This is a genomic window from Sinomonas cellulolyticus (assembly GCF_014656475.1).
GTDB lineage: Bacteria > Actinomycetota > Actinomycetes > Actinomycetales > Micrococcaceae > Sinomonas > Sinomonas cellulolyticus.
In genome coordinates this window covers 204,581-219,501 of sequence record NZ_BNCM01000003.1, presented here as the reverse complement: position 1 = coordinate 219,501, position 14,921 = coordinate 204,581, and the positions used below count along the sequence as shown (strand labels likewise).

Genomic DNA, 14,921 nt, shown 5'->3' with positions numbered 1-14,921 from the left:
CGAGGAATCCTTCCGCTGGTGTTCAGGTCAAGGGTGGGACAGGAGGTCTGGTCGGGCGGCTAGAGGGTGGGGAAGCCGGGGTTCTCGCCGGTGTGGGCGAGGTAGGCGTCGAGCGTGGCCGATCGGTGGCGCCTGGCGGCGAGCTCGATCTCGGCCGTGGGCGCTCCGGACTCGATGAGGGCCAGGAGAGCCTCGTGCTCGGCGATGGATTCGGTGGCCCGTTCGGGGACGTAGCTGAAGGTGGAGCCGCGCAGCGCCTTGAGGCGGTTCCACCCCCGGTGCACGAGGTCGAGGATGTGCGGGTTCGGGCAGCGCTCGAACAGGACGGAGTGGAATTCGCGGTTGAGGGCTGTGAACTCCACCGGGTCGAAGTGGAGCGGGTCGGGCTCGAGGAAGACCCGCATGCGCTCGTTGACCTCGCGGGCCGCGGCGATGTCCTCCGCGGTGATCGAGGGTGCTGAGAGTGCGGTCGCCGCCCCCTCGACGAGGCTGAGGGTCTGCATCGTGTAGAGGTATTCGGTGGGGTCGATTCCAGCGACCGTGGCCCCGATGTTCCTCTCGAACGTCACGAGCCCCTCGGCCTCGAGCCGGCGCACGGCCTCGCGGACCGGGACGACGGAGACGTCGAGCTTGTCCGCGACCTGCGAGAGCACGAGGCGGGCGCCGGGCTCGAGGGCCCCGGCCACGATCTGCTCGTGGAGCCACTCGTAGGCCAGCTGGGACTTGCTCGCGGTCCGCTCGCCGCCCGGGGGCGCCGCGAGGCCATGGGCTGCGGCGCTCACGGCTGCTCGGTGCCCGTCTCAGTCTGCGACTGGCCTGCGAGGTACGCCTCGTACTTCGCCTTCCACTCGGCGTTCATCGGGAAGAGGCCGTCCACAGGGTGGCCCTCGGTGACGCGGTCCGCGACCCAGGCCTCCATGCGCTCCTGGACCACGGCGTCCTCGGCAACCTCGGCGGCGAGCGCGGGCGGGATGACGACGATCCCGTCCTCGTCGCCCACGATCACGTCGCCCGGCACCACGGCGGCGCCGCCGCACGCGATCGTGTCGTCGACGCTCCACGGGACGTGGCGCCGGCCGAGGACTGCGGGGTGCGGATTGGCGCCCCAGGCCGGGATGTCCATGCCGGAGACGGGGCCGAAGTCGCGGATGCCGCCGTCCGTGATCACGGCCGCTGCGCCGAGCACCTGGGCGCGCAGCGCGAGGACGTCGCCGAGGGTCCCGGTGCCCTTCTCGCCGCGCGCGTCCATGACGAGGATGTCGCCGGGACGGAGCGAGTCGACGGCGCGCTTCTGCGCGTTGTAGCCGCCGCCGAACTCCTTGAAGAGGTCCTCGCGTGCGGGGATGTAGCGCAGCGTGCGCGCCGTGCCGACGACCTTGGCGCCGGGGTGGGTGGGGGTGAGGCCCTCGATGTGGCAGTTCTGCATGCCGCGCTTGCGCAGCTGCACGCTCAGGGTCGCCGTGCCGACGCTCTTGAGCTTCTCGGTGAGCTCGGGGGTCAGGACGCTCGCCGGGCGGTTGTCGCCGGCGGCCGCGGTCGCAGCGGACGACGGCGAGGACTCGCCTGCCGCTGGGATGCCCGCGGCCTCGGCGGAGCCCCATGCATCAATCCTGTCGGCGTCGGTCAGCTTCGGCAGGGCCCCGTAGGGCTCGAGGACCAGGCCGGAGTCGACGACCTTGTTGGCGAGGCGCCCGGTGGTGAGCGCCGCGCCGTCGGACGCGACGCCGTCGACCTCCACCTCGACCACGTCACCGGGCTGGGCGACCGTGGCGCCGGCCGGGGTGCCGGTGAGGATCACGTCACCGGGCTCGAGGGTCATGAGGCGGGAGAGGTCGGCGACGAGCTGGGAGAAGGGGAACAGGAGCGTCGCGGTCGTGTCCTCCTGGATCAGGCTGCCGTTGATCCACATCCGGACCCGCAGCGCCGCCGGGTCGAGCTCCTGGGCGGGGAGCAGCACGGGGCCGATCGGGGCGATGCCGTCGCCGCCCTTGGAGCGGAGGTTGGAGCCCTTGTCGGGCCAGCGGAGGTCCGCAAACCCTGCGTCGTTGGCTGCGGTCACGTAGCCCACGTGCGCCCACGCGTCCTCGGGGGAGACGTTCCGTGAGCGGGCGCCGATGATGAGGGCCACCTCGCCCTCGACGGTGAGGAGCTCGACGCCCTGCGGGCGGGCCAGCTCGGCGCCGTCGAGCGCAAGCGAGGTAGCAGGCTTGAGGAAGTACGAGGGGATCGACGGGGTGCGGCCGCGCTGGGCGGCGCGGCTCCGGTAGTTGAGGTGCACGGCGATGACTTTGCCCGCCCCGCTGATGGTGTCCTGGCGCAGCTGCTCGTACTGGTCTGCTCGCTCCACGGTTCCCTCTCCCTCGAGTGTCAGCCTCGGTCATGCCGGGCTGGATCGTATACGATCATCGTATACGATCCAGTGTGCCGTGGAACACTGGAGCCGTCAAGCCCTTGGGCGGAATACCCGGAAACGGGACTCGGGACCTCCTCCTCTACGGAGGATCGGCCGGGCGTCCCTAGTCTGTGGACATGACCGAGAAGATGGCGACCCGCAAGCGGCCGGACCTTCCGGCGCCGGTCACGGCGTCGGTCTGGATCCTCGCCGCCCTCGGGTCAGCGGCCCTGCTCACCAACGGCCCAACACTCGTAATGCTGGCCGGCATGAGCGGCATGGTGACTCCCAGGACCGCCCTGCCGGCGATGACGCTCTACTCCGTCGCGGTCGTCGCGGGCATCGTCGACATCGCCTGCGCGGTCGCGCTGCACCGGGGGCGTCGATGGCCGCGTCTCGTCGTCACCCTCGTCCCTCCGGTGGGGATCGCCCTGATGGGCGCCGCCATGGCGCTGGGGCTCGCCGACTCGGCGCGTGGCTCCTTCGGACCGGTCTCGGTCTGGATGATGGTCCAGGGGGCGCTCGCCACTCTGCTCATGCAGGGGCTCACCGTCATCCTCGTCCTCATCCCCGTGGGGCTGCTGTGGAGCCGGGGTGCCCGTGCGCATTTCGCGGCATCCCCCCAGGACGATCCCGCCGAGCCCGCCGCCTGAGCCCCGCAAGGCCGGGGCCCCTCGTCGCCCCTACGGGCGGGAGAGGAAGTCGATCGCGGCCTCCTTGAACGCCCGGGCCGTCACCACGTTGACGTGGTTGCGCCCGGGGATCACCACGGACTCGGCGCCGCGACAGAGCCCCTTGAGCACCTCGAGCGCAGCGACGCGCTCGTCCTTCTCACCAGCGACCATGAGCAACGGCTGCTGCGGCACCGCCTCCGCGGCGTCGAACGGCTCCTCCTTGATGCCCTCCACGAGGGCCAGGAGCGCGTACATGTCCGAGCCGGGGGAGGCCTGCGCCATGGTGACGAGGCGCGCGGTCGACGGGTCGTCAATCGCCGTCCCATCGGCCAGGAACTGCTGCGCCGCCGGCAGGTCGAACTCGGCCAGCGGGTCGCGGCTGCTGGGGCCGCCGAGCACGAGCCGCCGCACGAGTGCCGGCTGCGTCGCACCGAACTCCCACGCGAGGCGCGCGCCGAGCGAGTACCCGATCACGTCGAGGCCGCTGTCCGGATGCCCCTGGGCGATCGGCCGCGCCCCGGCATCGGTGGCGATCTGGAGAAGGTCCGCCCGGATCCGGCTCGGCGTGTACGAGTCGACGTCCTCAGGTGCCTCGCTCAGCCCATGGCCCGGCAGGTCGACGGCGATCACGCGCCGCCCCGCCGCCGAGAGCGCCGAGATCCACCCGCTCTGCTCCCAGTTGAGCGCCACAGAGGAGGCGAAGCCGTGGATGAGGAGCACCGGCGGGAGGGATGCCGGACTCTCCGGCTCGCTCACCACGACGTTGAGTCCGGGATCGGTGCCCTCGACCGTGTGATGCGCGGCGGTCCCCGCGTGCTGCCCAGCCATCGCGCCGGCCACCCCTCAGTCCTCGTCGAGGTTCGCCGAGAGCCGGACCCGCCGCTTCGGCGCTCCCTCCGACGGGACGGTGCCGACGATCCCCGCCGTGTCGTCCGCGACCTCGAAGACGATCAGCGGCTCGCCGACCTTGATGACCGCGCCCGGATCTCCGTAGACCTTCTTGACGACGCCCGCCTGGGGGCTGGGGAGCTCGAGGGCGGACTTCGTGGTCTCGACCTCGACCATCGGCTGGTTGCGTTCGACCTGGTCGCCCTCGGCGACGAGCCATTCGAGGACGGTCGCCTCGATGAGGCCCTCGCCGAGGTCGGGGAGGGGGAAGGAAATCTCAGCCACGCTTGTACTCCAATACTCGCTGGATGCCGAACAGGATGCGGTCGATATTCGGGATGTACTCGTCCTCCAGGTCACCTGAGGGATACGGTACGTCGAAGCCGGTGACCCGCTCAACGGGCGCCTTCAGCGTTCCGAAGCACCTCTCGGTGATGAGCTGGGCCACCTCCGCCCCGAGGCCGGCCGTGAGCGGTGCCTCGTGCACGACGACGGCGCGGCGCGTCTTTGCCACGGACGCGGCCAGGGTCTCGGTGTCGATCGGCTTGAGCCAGCGCAGGTCGACGACCTCGACGTCGATGCCGTCCTCGGCGGCCAGCTCGGCGACCTGGAGGCAGCGGGCCACCATCGCGCCCCACGCGACGAGGGTCAGGTGCCGGCCCTCGCGGGCGATGCGTGCCCCGGTCGCCTTCTGCGCCGAAGGCGAGGCGCCGCCGACGTGCGCTGTTCCGTTCGCGGCGGTGGCGGCCGCGTCCGCCTCGGTGACGACCTCGCCCTTCTGCCAGTACCGGGACTTGGGCTCCATGAACATCACGGGATCGTTGAGTCGCACTGCCGCCTTGAGGAGGCTGTAGCCCTGCTGCGGGTCGGCCGGGGAGACGACCTTGAGCCCGGGGACGTGCGCGAAGACTGCCTCGAGGCTCTCGCCGTGGTGCTCGGGCGCGCGGATGCCGCCGAAGCTGGGCACGCGCAGCGTCACGGGCATGGGCAGCGTGCCGCGCGAGCGGTAGTGCATGCGGCCCAGCTGCGTGACGATCTGGTTCATCGCCGGGTAGGCGAAGCCGTCGAACTGAACCTCGGGGACCGGCCGGAAGCCGGCCATGGCCAGTCCGATCGACATGCCCAGGATGCCGGACTCGGCCAGCGGGGTGTCGAAGACCCGCTGCGCGCCGTGGGCGGCGGCCAGGCCATTGGTGACGCGGAACACGCCGCCGAGCGTGCCGACGTCCTCGCCGAGGACGAGGACCTTCGGGTCCTCCGCGAGGAGCTCGTCGAGGGCGAGGTTGAGCGCGCCCTGGAGCGAGAGGGTGCGGGTCTGGGGTGCGGCGAGCGCCTCAGGCATGCTCGGACTCCTCACGCCACTGCTCCTTCTGGCGCAGCAGCTCGTCGGTGGGCTCGGTGAAGACGTAGTCGAACATCTCGGCGCCGGGTCGCGGGCCGAGGGCGAGCACGCCGGCGCGGACCTCCTCGGCCTCGTGCGCGGCCTCGGCGTCGAGGGCGTCGAGGGCTGCCGCGTCGGCGAGATGCTCCGCGAGGATCCGTTCGCGCAGTCGCGCCAGCGGGTCGGCGCCGGCGTCAGCACGCTCCTGCTCGAGGGTCCGGTAGCGGCCGGGGTCGTCGCTCGTGGCGTGCGGGCCCCGGCGGTACGTCATCGCCTCGATGACCACCGGGCCGTTGCCTCCGCGCGCATGGGCCACGGCGCGTCGGGTGGCCTCGAGCACGGCCGCGGCGTCGTTGCCGTCGACCTGCAGGCCCGGGATCCCGTAGCCGGCGCCGCGCGCCGCCACGCTTCCGCCCGCCACCTGCCGCTCGGTGGGGACGGAGATGGCCCAGCCGTTGTTCTGGACGAAGAAGACCACGGGTGCCTTGAAGACGGCCGCGAAGTTCATGGCCTCGTGGACGTCGCCCTGGCTCGAGGCGCCGTCCCCGAGATAGGTGATCGCGACGTTCAGCCCTGCGCCGGCCTCCCGGCCCGTCGAGGGGCCGGCGGTGCCGGCGGAGAGGGTCTGGCCGTGGGCCCAGCCGACCGCGTGGAGCACGGACCCGGCCACGACGGCCTGGATCGGTGCGACGTGGGTCGCGGCGGCGTCCCAGAGCCCGCCGTGCCACGTGGCCAGGTGGGTGGACATGTACTGCACCATGTCCACTCCGGCCGCGCGGGCAACGCCCAGCTCGCGGTAGGTCGGGAAGATGAAGTCGCGGGTGGTGTCCACGGCGAGGGCGGATCCGACCTGCGCCGCCTCCTGCCCGAGCTCTGGGGCGTAGGCGGGGAGGATGCCCTGGCGCTGCCACGCGATGGCCGCCTGGTCGAGGTGACGGACCGCCGTCATGAGCCGGTAGAGCTTGAGGAGTTCGGCGTCGGTGACTGCGGCGCCGACCGCTGCGGCGGCCGGGAGCTCCGCGGCGAGCTTCCGCGGGGTGCCGGCCAGACCCGCGCGGCCTGGCGAGGCCGTCATGGTTGCTGAAGTCTGCATACCTCGACGCTAGATTCGGGGAGCACTGTGTGCAACGCAGAGGATTCTGATCTAACAATTTGTCGACTCTGAGGCTTGATGTGTGGTGGATCACTGGACACTGTGTCCACCCCCACGGATGCGGCAAGGGCCCGGGCCGCCCGCGGCGGTCCGGGCCCTCGCCGGGTGCCTCGCGCCAGAGCGTCGGGCGTCGGGGCCTGAGAATGTCAGATCGTCGGTGCAGTCTGCGCGCGGAGCGAGCGGCGGCGGAGCCAGCAGCCGAGGGCGATGACGGCCACAAGCGCGAAGGTGCTCAGCAGCTGCACGCGGCTGTCGGCGCCGGTGAGGCCGACGGCGAAGATCGCGGCCAGGAGTGCGATCCCGAATCCGGAGAGCCAGGGGAACCCGGCCATGCGCAGGGGCAGCGGCGAGCCCTCGGCATCGGCGCGGCGGCGCAGCACGATCTGGGAGACGAGGGCCGAGCCCCACACGATGAGGCAGGTCGAGCCGACGAAGTTCAGCAGGAGCGGCAGCACGTGGTCTGGGAAGAGCAGTTCCAGCACGGTGGCGACGAAGCCGAAGGCGACTGAGGAGGCTACGGCAACGGCTGGCACCCTGGCCTTGGTCAGCGCGGTGAGTGCAAGCGGCGCCTCGCGGCGCTCGGCCAGGGAGAAGATCATGCGGGAGGCGCCGTAGAGGTTCGCGTTGAGCGCCGAGAGGAGGGCGACGACGGCCACGAGGGTGATCACGGCCGCGGCGCCGGGGAGCCCGGCGATGTCCAGGACCCCGGCGAAGGGGCTCTTGAGCTCGGGGGAGTCGGCGGGGATCACGGCGGCGATGACGAAGATCGAGCCGATGTAGAACACGAGGATGCGCCACACGACCGTGCGCACCGCCCTGGCCACGCTGCGCTCCGGGTCGCGGGTCTCCGCCGCGGCGACCGAGACGATCTCGGTGCCGCCGAAGGCGAAGGCCACGACGAACAGCCCGGTGGCGATGCCGGCCATGCCGTGGGGGGCGAACCCCGTGCCGAGGGCGAAGTGGGCCAGCCCGGGCGAGGTGACGCCCGGGATCCAGCCGAGCAGGAGTGCGGCGCCGACGAGGAGGAACGCCACGATTGCGGCGACCTTCAGGAGCGCGAACCAGAACTCGAACTCGCCGAAGTTCCTCACCCCGGTGAGGTTGATGGCGGTGAAGAGGGCCATGAAGACCAGGGCCATGAGCCAGACCGGCAGGACCGGGAAGACGGTGGCCAGGAGGCCTGCCGCTCCGAGGGCCTCCGCCGCGATGACCACGACGAGCTGGGCCCACCAGAGCCAGCCGACGGTGGCGCCGGCAACGCCTCCGAGGGCCTTGCCGGTGTAGACCGAGAACGCGCCGCTGTTGGGATTGGCGGCGGCCATCTCGCCGAGGGCCCACATCACGATGATGATGAGGGTCCCGGCCACGAGGTAGGAGATGAGGACCGCCGGGCCGGCGGCCTGGATGCCTGCGCCGGAGCCGATGAACAGGCCGGCGCCGATCGCGCTGCCGAGGCCCATCATGGTGAGCTGGCGCGGCGACATGGAATGTCCCAGCCGCGGCGCGGGCGTCGTCGTCGACGCGGTGCCGGTGCTGTCTGACGTGTGCATAGCTGTCATTTCCGTCTTTCGGATGCTGCGGTGGCGGCGCGTTCGGGTGGCGCTTCGCCAGAGGACGTGACGACCATAGCGCCTTTGCCGCACCCGTGTGTGGTGCACCTCACGGCCCTGTGCATGCTGTGCAGTAGCGACGCCGCGTGCGCCCTCCGTGCTGGCAGATTGCGCAGTGCATGCGCAGGCGGACATCAATCTGTGTACCATTCGTTCCACCCGATCGTGGGCACCGATACCCCCTCTGGAGGTGTGCATGAAGGTCGACGAGCTCGACGCCAGGATCGTCCGCCTGTTCACGGACGAGGCCCGCATGAATGTGCTCGAGGCCTCCCGCATCCTCAAGGTGGCGCGGGCCACCGTGCAGGCGCGGCTCGACCGGATGATCGCCAACGGGGTGATCGGCCGATGGGCGCCCCACGCGGAGCCTAGGGCCTTCGGGTTCCCGGTCGTGGCCTTCTGCTCCCTCACGATCAACCAGGACTCGGGGCACGATGCGGTCGCGGAGGCCCTCGCACGCATTCCGGAGGTGCTCGAAGTGCACACCGTCTCGGGGGACAGCGACCTCATGGCGCGGGTCGCGGCGCGGTCCAACTCCGACCTGCAGCGCGTCCTCGACGCCGTGACCGCGACCAAGTCGGTGGTCCGGTCATCCTCGGTCATCGTGCTGAACACGCACTTCGAGGGCAGGACGCTGCCGCTGCTCGAGGCGGCTGCCAAGGCCTGAGCGCAACGTCGGCGCGACGTCATTGTTTGGCCCGGGGGGCCAGTGCGCGTATCATGACTTAGAGTCAATCTGACTTTAACAGATGGCCCGAAGCAGGAAACGTGACGTGGCGGGACGGTGAACGCCGCCCGGCCCGCTGGAGGGAGGGGCTGCATGAGCGGAATCTTCCCGCCGGCTGCGCCCGCCGGGCGGCGTCTGTCCCGACGTCCCGGCGCCCTCCTGGCCGGCGCCAACGTCTCCGAGCGGGCGCAGCTGCCGCCGTCGCTGGCCATCTCCACGGTGATCTTCGCGCTCACCCCCGACGGCGTCGGCGCGGAGACGAGGGGATCGGCCGCTCCGGGGCTGCCCACGCTCTGGCTGCCCCTCGTGCGGCGGGTCAAGGAGCCCTTCAAGGGCCAGTGGGCGCTGCCCGGGGGTCCGCTCGCGTCCGACGAGTCGCTCGAGGACGCGGCCCGCAGGAACCTCGAGGAGACCACGGGCCTGGCGCCCGAGTACCTCGAGCAGCTGTACGCGTTCGGCGGCCTCAACCGCTCGAGCAGGCCCGAGCACGGCAGCCAGAGAGTCGTCTCGATCGTCTACTGGGCGCTTGTGCGCCCTACCGAGGCAGAGCTGCTCCGCGCCGCGGACGGCATGGAGAACGTCGCATGGCACCGGGCGGACACCGCCGGTGCTGCCGAGGGCGGCCTCGCCTTCGACCACCGCGAGATCGTCGACTACGCCCTCTGGCGCCTGCGCAGCAAGCTGGAGTACGCCCAGATCGCGTACCACTTCCTGGGCGAGACCTTCACCCTCGCCCAGCTGCGCGAAGTGTACGAGGCAGTCCTCGGCCGCCGCCTCGACCCCGCCAACTTCCGCCGCCAGCTCAAGGCCGTGGCGGAGATCGAGCCCACGGACATGTTCCTCGAGGGCGGCCGGCACCGGCCTCCTCGGCTCTACCGCTACACCGGCGCGCGCGTCGGGCTGGACCCCACCACCGCCCCGCCCGGGGCCACGGCCCCCACCACAGACCCAGCAGGACCCACCAGGAGCACGCCATGACCTCTGTCGCCACCGCCATCAGCCTCATCCCCCGCAGCCAGCCGGGCACCGGCCGGGCCAGCGCAAGCAGCTGCAGCCCGGACCTCGCCAAGGGCCCGTGGGAGTTCGACGCGGCCGAGGCCCTCGCCGGCGTGCCAGCGTACGGTCCGGGCGCCTCGAGCGGGGACCGCGCGCCGTCGTCCACTCCACGGCAGGGCCAGCTCCCCCAGGAGTACAGGGACGCCACCGAGGCCGAGCTGCACGAGCGCATCGTCGCGGCCAAGGGCAAGCTCGGCGAGAGGGTCGTGGTGCTCGGCCACTTCTACCAGCGCGACGAGGTGGTCCAGCACGCCGACTTCGTGGGGGACTCGTTCCAGCTCGCCAACGCCGCGCTCACCCGGCCGGACGCCGAGGCGATCGTCTTCTGCGGCGTGCACTTCATGGCGGAGACCGCGGACATCCTCTCCCGCCGGGACCAGGCCGTGATCCTTCCCAACCTCGCCGCCGGCTGCTCGATGGCGGACATGGCGGACATCAGCTCGGTCGAGCAGGCCTGGGCCCAGCTCGAGGAGCTGTTCGGCACGGAGCCGGACGCGGAGGGCCGGGTGCCTGTCATCCCGGTGACCTACATGAACTCCTCGGCCGCGCTCAAGGGCTTCTGCGGCGAGCACGGCGGGATCGTCTGCACGTCCTCGAACGCCGCCGCCGTCCTCGAGTGGGCGTTCGCCCGCGCCCAGCGGGTGCTGTTCTTCCCCGACCAGCACCTCGGCCGCAACACCGCGAAGGCCATGGGCGTGCCCCTCGAGCAGATGCCGATGTGGAGCCCGCGCAAGCCCCTCGGCGGAAACGACGCCGAGACGCTCCTCGACTCCCGCGTGATCCTCTGGCACGGCTTCTGCTCAGTGCACAAGCGCTTCACGGTCGCCCAGATCGAGCAGGCCCGTGCCGAGTACCCGGGGGTGCGCGTGATCGTCCACCCCGAGTGCCCCATGGAGGTCGTCGACGCGGCGGACGAGTACGGCTCGACGGACTACATCCGCAAGGCCATCGCCGCCGCCACCGAGCCCACGGTCTTCGCCATCGGTACGGAGGTGAACCTCGTCAACCGCCTCGCTGCCGAATACCCGCAGCACACGGTCTTCTGCCTCGACCCGGTGATCTGCCCGTGCTCGACGATGTACCGCATCCACCCCGGCTACCTCGCCTGGGTGCTCGAGGGCCTCGTCGACGGCGAGGTGCGCAACCGCATCGAGGTGCCCGAGGACGTGGCCCCGCACGCGCGCGTGGCCCTCGAGCGCATGCTGGCGGCTCGGCCGTGACGACCGCCGGTCCCGGCGCGGGCGGCACTGTGCCCGGCGCGCGCCGCACGACGGCGGCCCCTCGCCTCGCCGTCGTCGGCAGCGGCGCCGCCGGGCTGACGGCAGCGATCTCCGCCGCCGAGCAGGGGAGCGCTGTCGTGCTCCTGACCAAGGCCGCGCTCGAGGACAGCAACAGCATGCTGGCCCAGGGCGGGTACTCCGCGGTCCTGCCCGAGGGCCAGCGGGCCCCCGGGGACAGCGTGGCGAGCCACGTCGCGGACACCGTTGCCGCCGGCTCGGGGCTCGGGACCCGCACCGCGATCGAGCGGATGTGCGCCGCGGCCGCGGGCTCGGTGGCCGAGCTCGCGGGGCGCGGCGTGGCCTTCGACCGGAGCGCGGAGGGCCGGCTCCTGCTCGGGCTCGAGGCCGCCCACTCCTTCCCCCGCATCCTCCATGCGGGCGGCGACGCGAGCGGTGCCGGGATCACGCGGGCGCTCATCGCCCGCGTGCGCCGGCTCGAGGCGGAGGGCCGCGTCGCGCTCATCGAGCATGCCACCGTGACCCGCATCCTCGTCGAGGCGGGGGAGGCGGTGGGCCTCGAGTACGGGACGGCGGGCTCCGCGCGCGAGCGGATCGACGCGGACGCCGTCGTCCTCGCCACCGGCGGCGCCGGGCAGCTCTACGCCCAGACGACCAACCCGCTCGTGGCAACTGGCGACGGCGTGGCCCTCGCGTTCGAGGCCGGTGCCGTGCTGCGGGACCTCGAGTTCTACCAGTTCCATCCGACCGCCCTCCAGGTCACCGCGCCCGACGGTACGGTCCGCTCCTCGCTCATCTCGGAGGCCGTGCGCGGCGAGGGCGCCGTGATCCGGGACGCGGCCGGGCGGCGGTTCGTGCGCGACTACCACCCGCTCGGCGAGCTCGCCCCCCGGGACGCCGTCTCCCGGGCGCTCGCGCAGCACGCCCGTGCGGGAGGAGGCCAGGCCTACCTCGACGCGACCGCCCTCGAGTCCGAGCACGGCGAGGGCTTCCTCGCGCGCCGCTTCCCGACCCTCGATGCGATGGTGCGCGCCGCCGGCTTCGACTGGCGCCGGGAGCCGCTGCCCATCGCCCCCGCAGCCCACTACTGGATGGGAGGCATCGCCACAGACCCGGACGGCGCCACGAGCGTCCCCGGCCTCTACGCGGTCGGCGAGGCCGCCTGCACAGGAGTCCACGGAGCCAACCGTCTCGCGTCCAATTCGCTGCTCGAGGGAGTCGTCTTCGCCGGGCGGGCCGTGCGGCATGCGCACTCCCGCGCGCTCGCCGGGGTCGCCCCGTGGGCCGGCCCGCGGCCCTCGGCCCTGCGCCTCGAGCTGGGCGGAACCGGCGCCGAGCCCGGCCGCCGCACGGCCACGCGGGCCGAGGTCGCCACGGCGATGCAGGCGGACGCCGGTGTGATCCGCGACGGCGCTGGCCTCGCCCGCCTGTCCCAGACGCTCACCGGGTGGGAGTCGGGCCACACCGAGACCTGCCACCTGATCCTCCTCGGCCGCCTGCTCGCCGCGGCCGCGGCAGCACGCGAGGAGTCGGTGGGGGCACACTTCCGGCTCGACTTCCCCCAGCGGCCGCTGCCCGCGCCCGGCACGACCGCAGCGGACCGCCACATCGACGTCGTCCGCGACAGCCACCACAGCGCCGCCCTGGCCCCCGAACTCGTCCTCACCGGAAGGAATCCCTCATGACCTCCGACGTGCTCGCGCAGACCCAGGCTCTGGCACGCGTGGCGCCGATCCCGCTCGCCCCCGCGGCGCTCCGGCGCGTCCTCGACGCCGCCTACGCCGAGGACGCGCCGAGCGGGGACCTCACCTCGCTCCTTCTCATCCCTGCGGAGGCCGAGGCGACGGCGGAGCTGCGCGCCCGGGTGCCGGGCGTCTTCTCGGGCGGTCCCGTCATCGAGGCCGGCTTCCGGTTCCACGACGAGGACGCCCGGGTCGACCTGCTCGCCGCCGAGGGCGAGCCCTTCGATGCGGGTGCGGTGCTCGCCCGGGTGAGGGGGCGGGCGCAGGCCCTCCTCACGGCCGAGCGGGTGGTGCTCAACCTCGTCCAGAGGATGAGCGCCATTGCGGCACTCACGGCCCGCTACGTCGCGCTCACCGAGGGAACCAAGGCGCGGATCGTGGACACCCGCAAGACGACGCCGGGCCTGCGCGAGCTCGAGCGCTATGCCGTGCGCTGCGGCGGCGGCCGCAACCACCGGTTCAGCCTCTCCGACGCGGTCATGGCCAAGGACAACCACCTCGCCGTCCTCGCCGGGGGAGATCCGGCCCGACTGACGGACGTGCTGCGCGCGGCGCGCGCGCGGCTCGGCCACACGGCGCACTTCGAGGTCGAGGTGGACCGCCTCGACCAGATCGAGCCCGTTCTGGCCGCAGGCGTGGACACCATCATGCTGGACAACTTCAGCCTCGAGGACCTGCAGGCCGGCGTTGCCCTCGTCGCGGGCCGTGCCATCGTCGAGGCCAGCGGTGGAGTGAACCTCGGTACCGTGGCCGCGATCGCCGCCACCGGCGTCGACGTCATCTCCGTGGGCGCCCTGACCCACTCCGTGGTCAACCTCGACCTCGGTCTCGACGTCGTGATCGGGCAGGGGACGGGAGCCGCGTGATCTACCTCGACGCCGCCGCCACCGGGCCCGTGCGCCGCGAGGTGCTCGAGGCGATGTGGCCCTACCTCGCCGGCGAGTTCGGCAACGCCTCCAGCCACCACGAGCTCGGCGCCCGCGCGCGCGACGGGCTTGAGGCCGCGCGCGCCGAGGTCGCGGACGTCCTGGGCTGCCGGCCCTCGGAGGTCACCTTCACCTCGGGTGGCACGGAGGCGGACAATCTGGCCGTCAAGGGCATCGCGCTGGGCCAGAGGACGGCCCGCCGCCCGGGCCTTCCCGTCCCCGACCGGGTCGCGGTCAGCGCCATCGAGCATCCCGCGGTGCTCGAGTCGGCCCGCGCGCTGGCCAGGCTCCATGGCATGTGGGTGGATGAGGTTCCCGTCGACGGCACCGGACGCGTCGCGCCCGAGGCCCTCGCCGCCGTCGTGCGTCCCGAGACCGCGCTCGTCTCGGTGATGTACGCCAACAATGAGGTGGGTACCGTCCAGCCGGTGCGGGAGCTCGTGGCGGCGGCGCATGCGGCCGGCGTGCCGTTCCACACCGACGCCGTCCAGGCCGCCGGGTGGCTGCCCCTGGCGGTGCGCGAGCTCGGCGTCGATGCGCTGTCCGTCTCGGGCCACAAGATCGGTGCGCCCAAGGGCGTCGGCGCGCTCTACGTCGCGGGCCGGCTCACGCTCGAACCGGTGCTCGACGGCGGCGGGCAGGAGCGCGGGCAGCGCTCCGGCACCGAGAACGTCGCCGGCGCCGTCGCACTCGCCACCGCACTGCGCCTCGCCGAGGCGGAGCGCACGACGGCGGCCGCTCGCCTCGCCTCGCTGCGCGACGCGTTCGTGGAGCGCGTCCTCGAGCTCGTCCCGGACGCCCTGGTCACCGGGCACCCCACCGAGCGGCTGCCGGGCAGCGCGTCCTTCTGCTTCCCCCGGGTGAGCGGCGAGTCCGTGCTGCTCGAGCTCGAGCGGCGCGGCGTGGTGTGCTCCTCGGGGTCGGCGTGCGCTGCGGGCTCGAGCGATCCCTCGCACGTGCTGCTCGCGATGGGAATCGAGCCGGAGGTGGCTCAGACCGCCGTCCGGTTCACCCTGCCGCCGTCCATCACGGCCGACGACCTGGGGCAGGCCGCCGAGGCGCTCGGCGAGGCCTACGCCGCCGTGACCGGCATCGCGCGCCGCTAGGGCGCCTGCCCACCGGCCGCCCGCGGCC

The 14,921-nt window shown here is 72.6% G+C and carries 14 protein-coding genes; 7 read left to right on the top strand and 7 right to left on the bottom strand.

Features of this window, described 5'->3' with window-relative positions:
• Positions 1–59: 59 nt before the first annotated feature.
• Together IE231_RS05085 and IE231_RS05080 are read right to left on the bottom strand one after the other, a co-directional pair.
• Positions 60–782 carry a GntR family transcriptional regulator gene (locus tag IE231_RS05085; protein ID WP_189692847.1) on the bottom strand — a complete coding sequence of 241 codons (723 nt, stop codon included), beginning with the start codon at positions 780–782 and terminating at the stop codon, positions 60–62.
• Complete coding sequence (locus IE231_RS05080; RefSeq protein ID WP_189692846.1) at positions 779–2,347, bottom strand: fumarylacetoacetate hydrolase family protein; 1,569 nt, start codon at positions 2,345–2,347, stop codon at positions 779–781. The genes IE231_RS05085 and IE231_RS05080 overlap by 4 nt, the downstream gene beginning before the upstream one ends.
• A 182-nt stretch (positions 2,348–2,529) precedes the next feature.
• Here IE231_RS05080 and IE231_RS05075 point away from each other — a divergent pair, with 182 nt between their 5' ends.
• Positions 2,530–3,045 carry a hypothetical protein gene (locus IE231_RS05075; RefSeq protein WP_189692845.1) on the top strand — a complete coding sequence of 172 codons (516 nt, stop codon included), beginning with the start codon at positions 2,530–2,532 and terminating at the stop codon, positions 3,043–3,045.
• 30 nt (positions 3,046–3,075) lie between these two features.
• On the opposite strand, the gene IE231_RS05070 is transcribed toward IE231_RS05075, so the two are convergent.
• The 5 genes from IE231_RS05070 to IE231_RS05050 form a co-directional block, all read right to left on the bottom strand.
• Positions 3,076–3,894: an alpha/beta fold hydrolase gene (locus IE231_RS05070; protein WP_189692844.1), complete on the bottom strand. Its 819-nt coding sequence runs from the start codon at positions 3,892–3,894 to the stop codon at positions 3,076–3,078.
• A gap of 15 nt (positions 3,895–3,909) precedes the next feature.
• Complete coding sequence (locus IE231_RS05065) at positions 3,910–4,239, bottom strand: biotin/lipoyl-containing protein (protein WP_189692843.1); 330 nt, start codon at positions 4,237–4,239, stop codon at positions 3,910–3,912.
• On the bottom strand, positions 4,232–5,296 hold the full coding sequence (locus IE231_RS05060; protein ID WP_189692842.1) for an alpha-ketoacid dehydrogenase subunit beta: 1,065 nt from the start codon (positions 5,294–5,296) through the stop codon (positions 4,232–4,234). The genes IE231_RS05065 and IE231_RS05060 overlap by 8 nt, the downstream gene beginning before the upstream one ends.
• Positions 5,289–6,428 carry a thiamine pyrophosphate-dependent enzyme gene (locus IE231_RS05055; RefSeq protein ID WP_374189408.1) on the bottom strand — a complete coding sequence of 380 codons (1,140 nt, stop codon included), beginning with the start codon at positions 6,426–6,428 and terminating at the stop codon, positions 5,289–5,291. The genes IE231_RS05060 and IE231_RS05055 overlap by 8 nt, the downstream gene beginning before the upstream one ends.
• A 206-nt stretch (positions 6,429–6,634) precedes the next feature.
• Positions 6,635–7,972 carry an amino acid permease gene (locus IE231_RS05050; protein WP_229866503.1) on the bottom strand — a complete coding sequence of 446 codons (1,338 nt, stop codon included), beginning with the start codon at positions 7,970–7,972 and terminating at the stop codon, positions 6,635–6,637.
• 322 nt (positions 7,973–8,294) lie between these two features.
• Here IE231_RS05050 and IE231_RS05045 point away from each other — a divergent pair, with 322 nt between their 5' ends.
• The 6 genes from IE231_RS05045 (at position 8,295) to IE231_RS05020 (ending at position 14,893) form a co-directional block, all read left to right on the top strand.
• Positions 8,295–8,765, top strand: coding sequence for an Lrp/AsnC family transcriptional regulator (locus IE231_RS05045; RefSeq protein ID WP_189692840.1), 471 nt, complete (start codon positions 8,295–8,297; stop codon positions 8,763–8,765).
• Between the two features lie 153 nt (positions 8,766–8,918).
• Complete coding sequence (locus IE231_RS05040; protein WP_189692839.1) at positions 8,919–9,803, top strand: NUDIX hydrolase; 885 nt, start codon at positions 8,919–8,921, stop codon at positions 9,801–9,803.
• Positions 9,800–11,101 (top strand): quinolinate synthase NadA, encoded by a 1,302-nt coding sequence (nadA, locus tag IE231_RS05035; protein WP_189692838.1) that lies wholly within the window; start codon positions 9,800–9,802, stop codon positions 11,099–11,101. Before IE231_RS05040 ends, nadA begins: the two co-directional genes overlap by 4 nt.
• The gene (gene nadB, locus IE231_RS05030; RefSeq protein WP_229866502.1) at positions 11,098–12,804 is read left to right on the top strand and encodes an L-aspartate oxidase; all 1,707 of its coding nucleotides are present in this window, start codon (positions 11,098–11,100) and stop codon (positions 12,802–12,804) included. The genes nadA and nadB overlap by 4 nt, the downstream gene beginning before the upstream one ends.
• Entirely contained in the window at positions 12,801–13,727 is a 927-nt protein-coding gene (nadC, locus tag IE231_RS05025; protein ID WP_189692837.1) for a carboxylating nicotinate-nucleotide diphosphorylase, read from the top strand. Before nadB ends, nadC begins: the two co-directional genes overlap by 4 nt.
• Positions 13,724–14,893 carry a cysteine desulfurase family protein gene (locus tag IE231_RS05020; protein WP_189692836.1) on the top strand — a complete coding sequence of 390 codons (1,170 nt, stop codon included), beginning with the start codon at positions 13,724–13,726 and terminating at the stop codon, positions 14,891–14,893. The genes nadC and IE231_RS05020 overlap by 4 nt, the downstream gene beginning before the upstream one ends.
• Positions 14,894–14,921 lie beyond the last annotated feature (28 nt).

Bases quoted from the DNA above. Each gene is read 5' to 3' on its own strand.
- IE231_RS05075 (WP_189692845.1), top strand. From the start codon at position 2,530: ATGACCGAGAAGATGGCGACCCGCAAGCGGCCGGACCTTCCGGCGCCG.
- IE231_RS05070 (WP_189692844.1), bottom strand. From the start codon at position 3,894: ATGGCTGGGCAGCACGCGGGGACCGCCGCGCATCACACGGTCGAGGGC.
- IE231_RS05060 (WP_189692842.1), bottom strand. From the start codon at position 5,296: ATGCCTGAGGCGCTCGCCGCACCCCAGACCCGCACCCTCTCGCTCCAG.
- IE231_RS05055 (WP_374189408.1), bottom strand. From the start codon at position 6,428: ATGCAGACTTCAGCAACCATGACGGCCTCGCCAGGCCGCGCGGGTCTG.
- IE231_RS05050 (WP_229866503.1), bottom strand. From the start codon at position 7,972: ATGTCGCCGCGCCAGCTCACCATGATGGGCCTCGGCAGCGCGATCGGC.
- IE231_RS05045 (WP_189692840.1), top strand. From the start codon at position 8,295: ATGAAGGTCGACGAGCTCGACGCCAGGATCGTCCGCCTGTTCACGGAC.
- IE231_RS05040 (WP_189692839.1), top strand. From the start codon at position 8,919: ATGAGCGGAATCTTCCCGCCGGCTGCGCCCGCCGGGCGGCGTCTGTCC.
- nadA (WP_189692838.1), top strand. From the start codon at position 9,800: ATGACCTCTGTCGCCACCGCCATCAGCCTCATCCCCCGCAGCCAGCCG.
- nadC (WP_189692837.1), top strand. From the start codon at position 12,801: ATGACCTCCGACGTGCTCGCGCAGACCCAGGCTCTGGCACGCGTGGCG.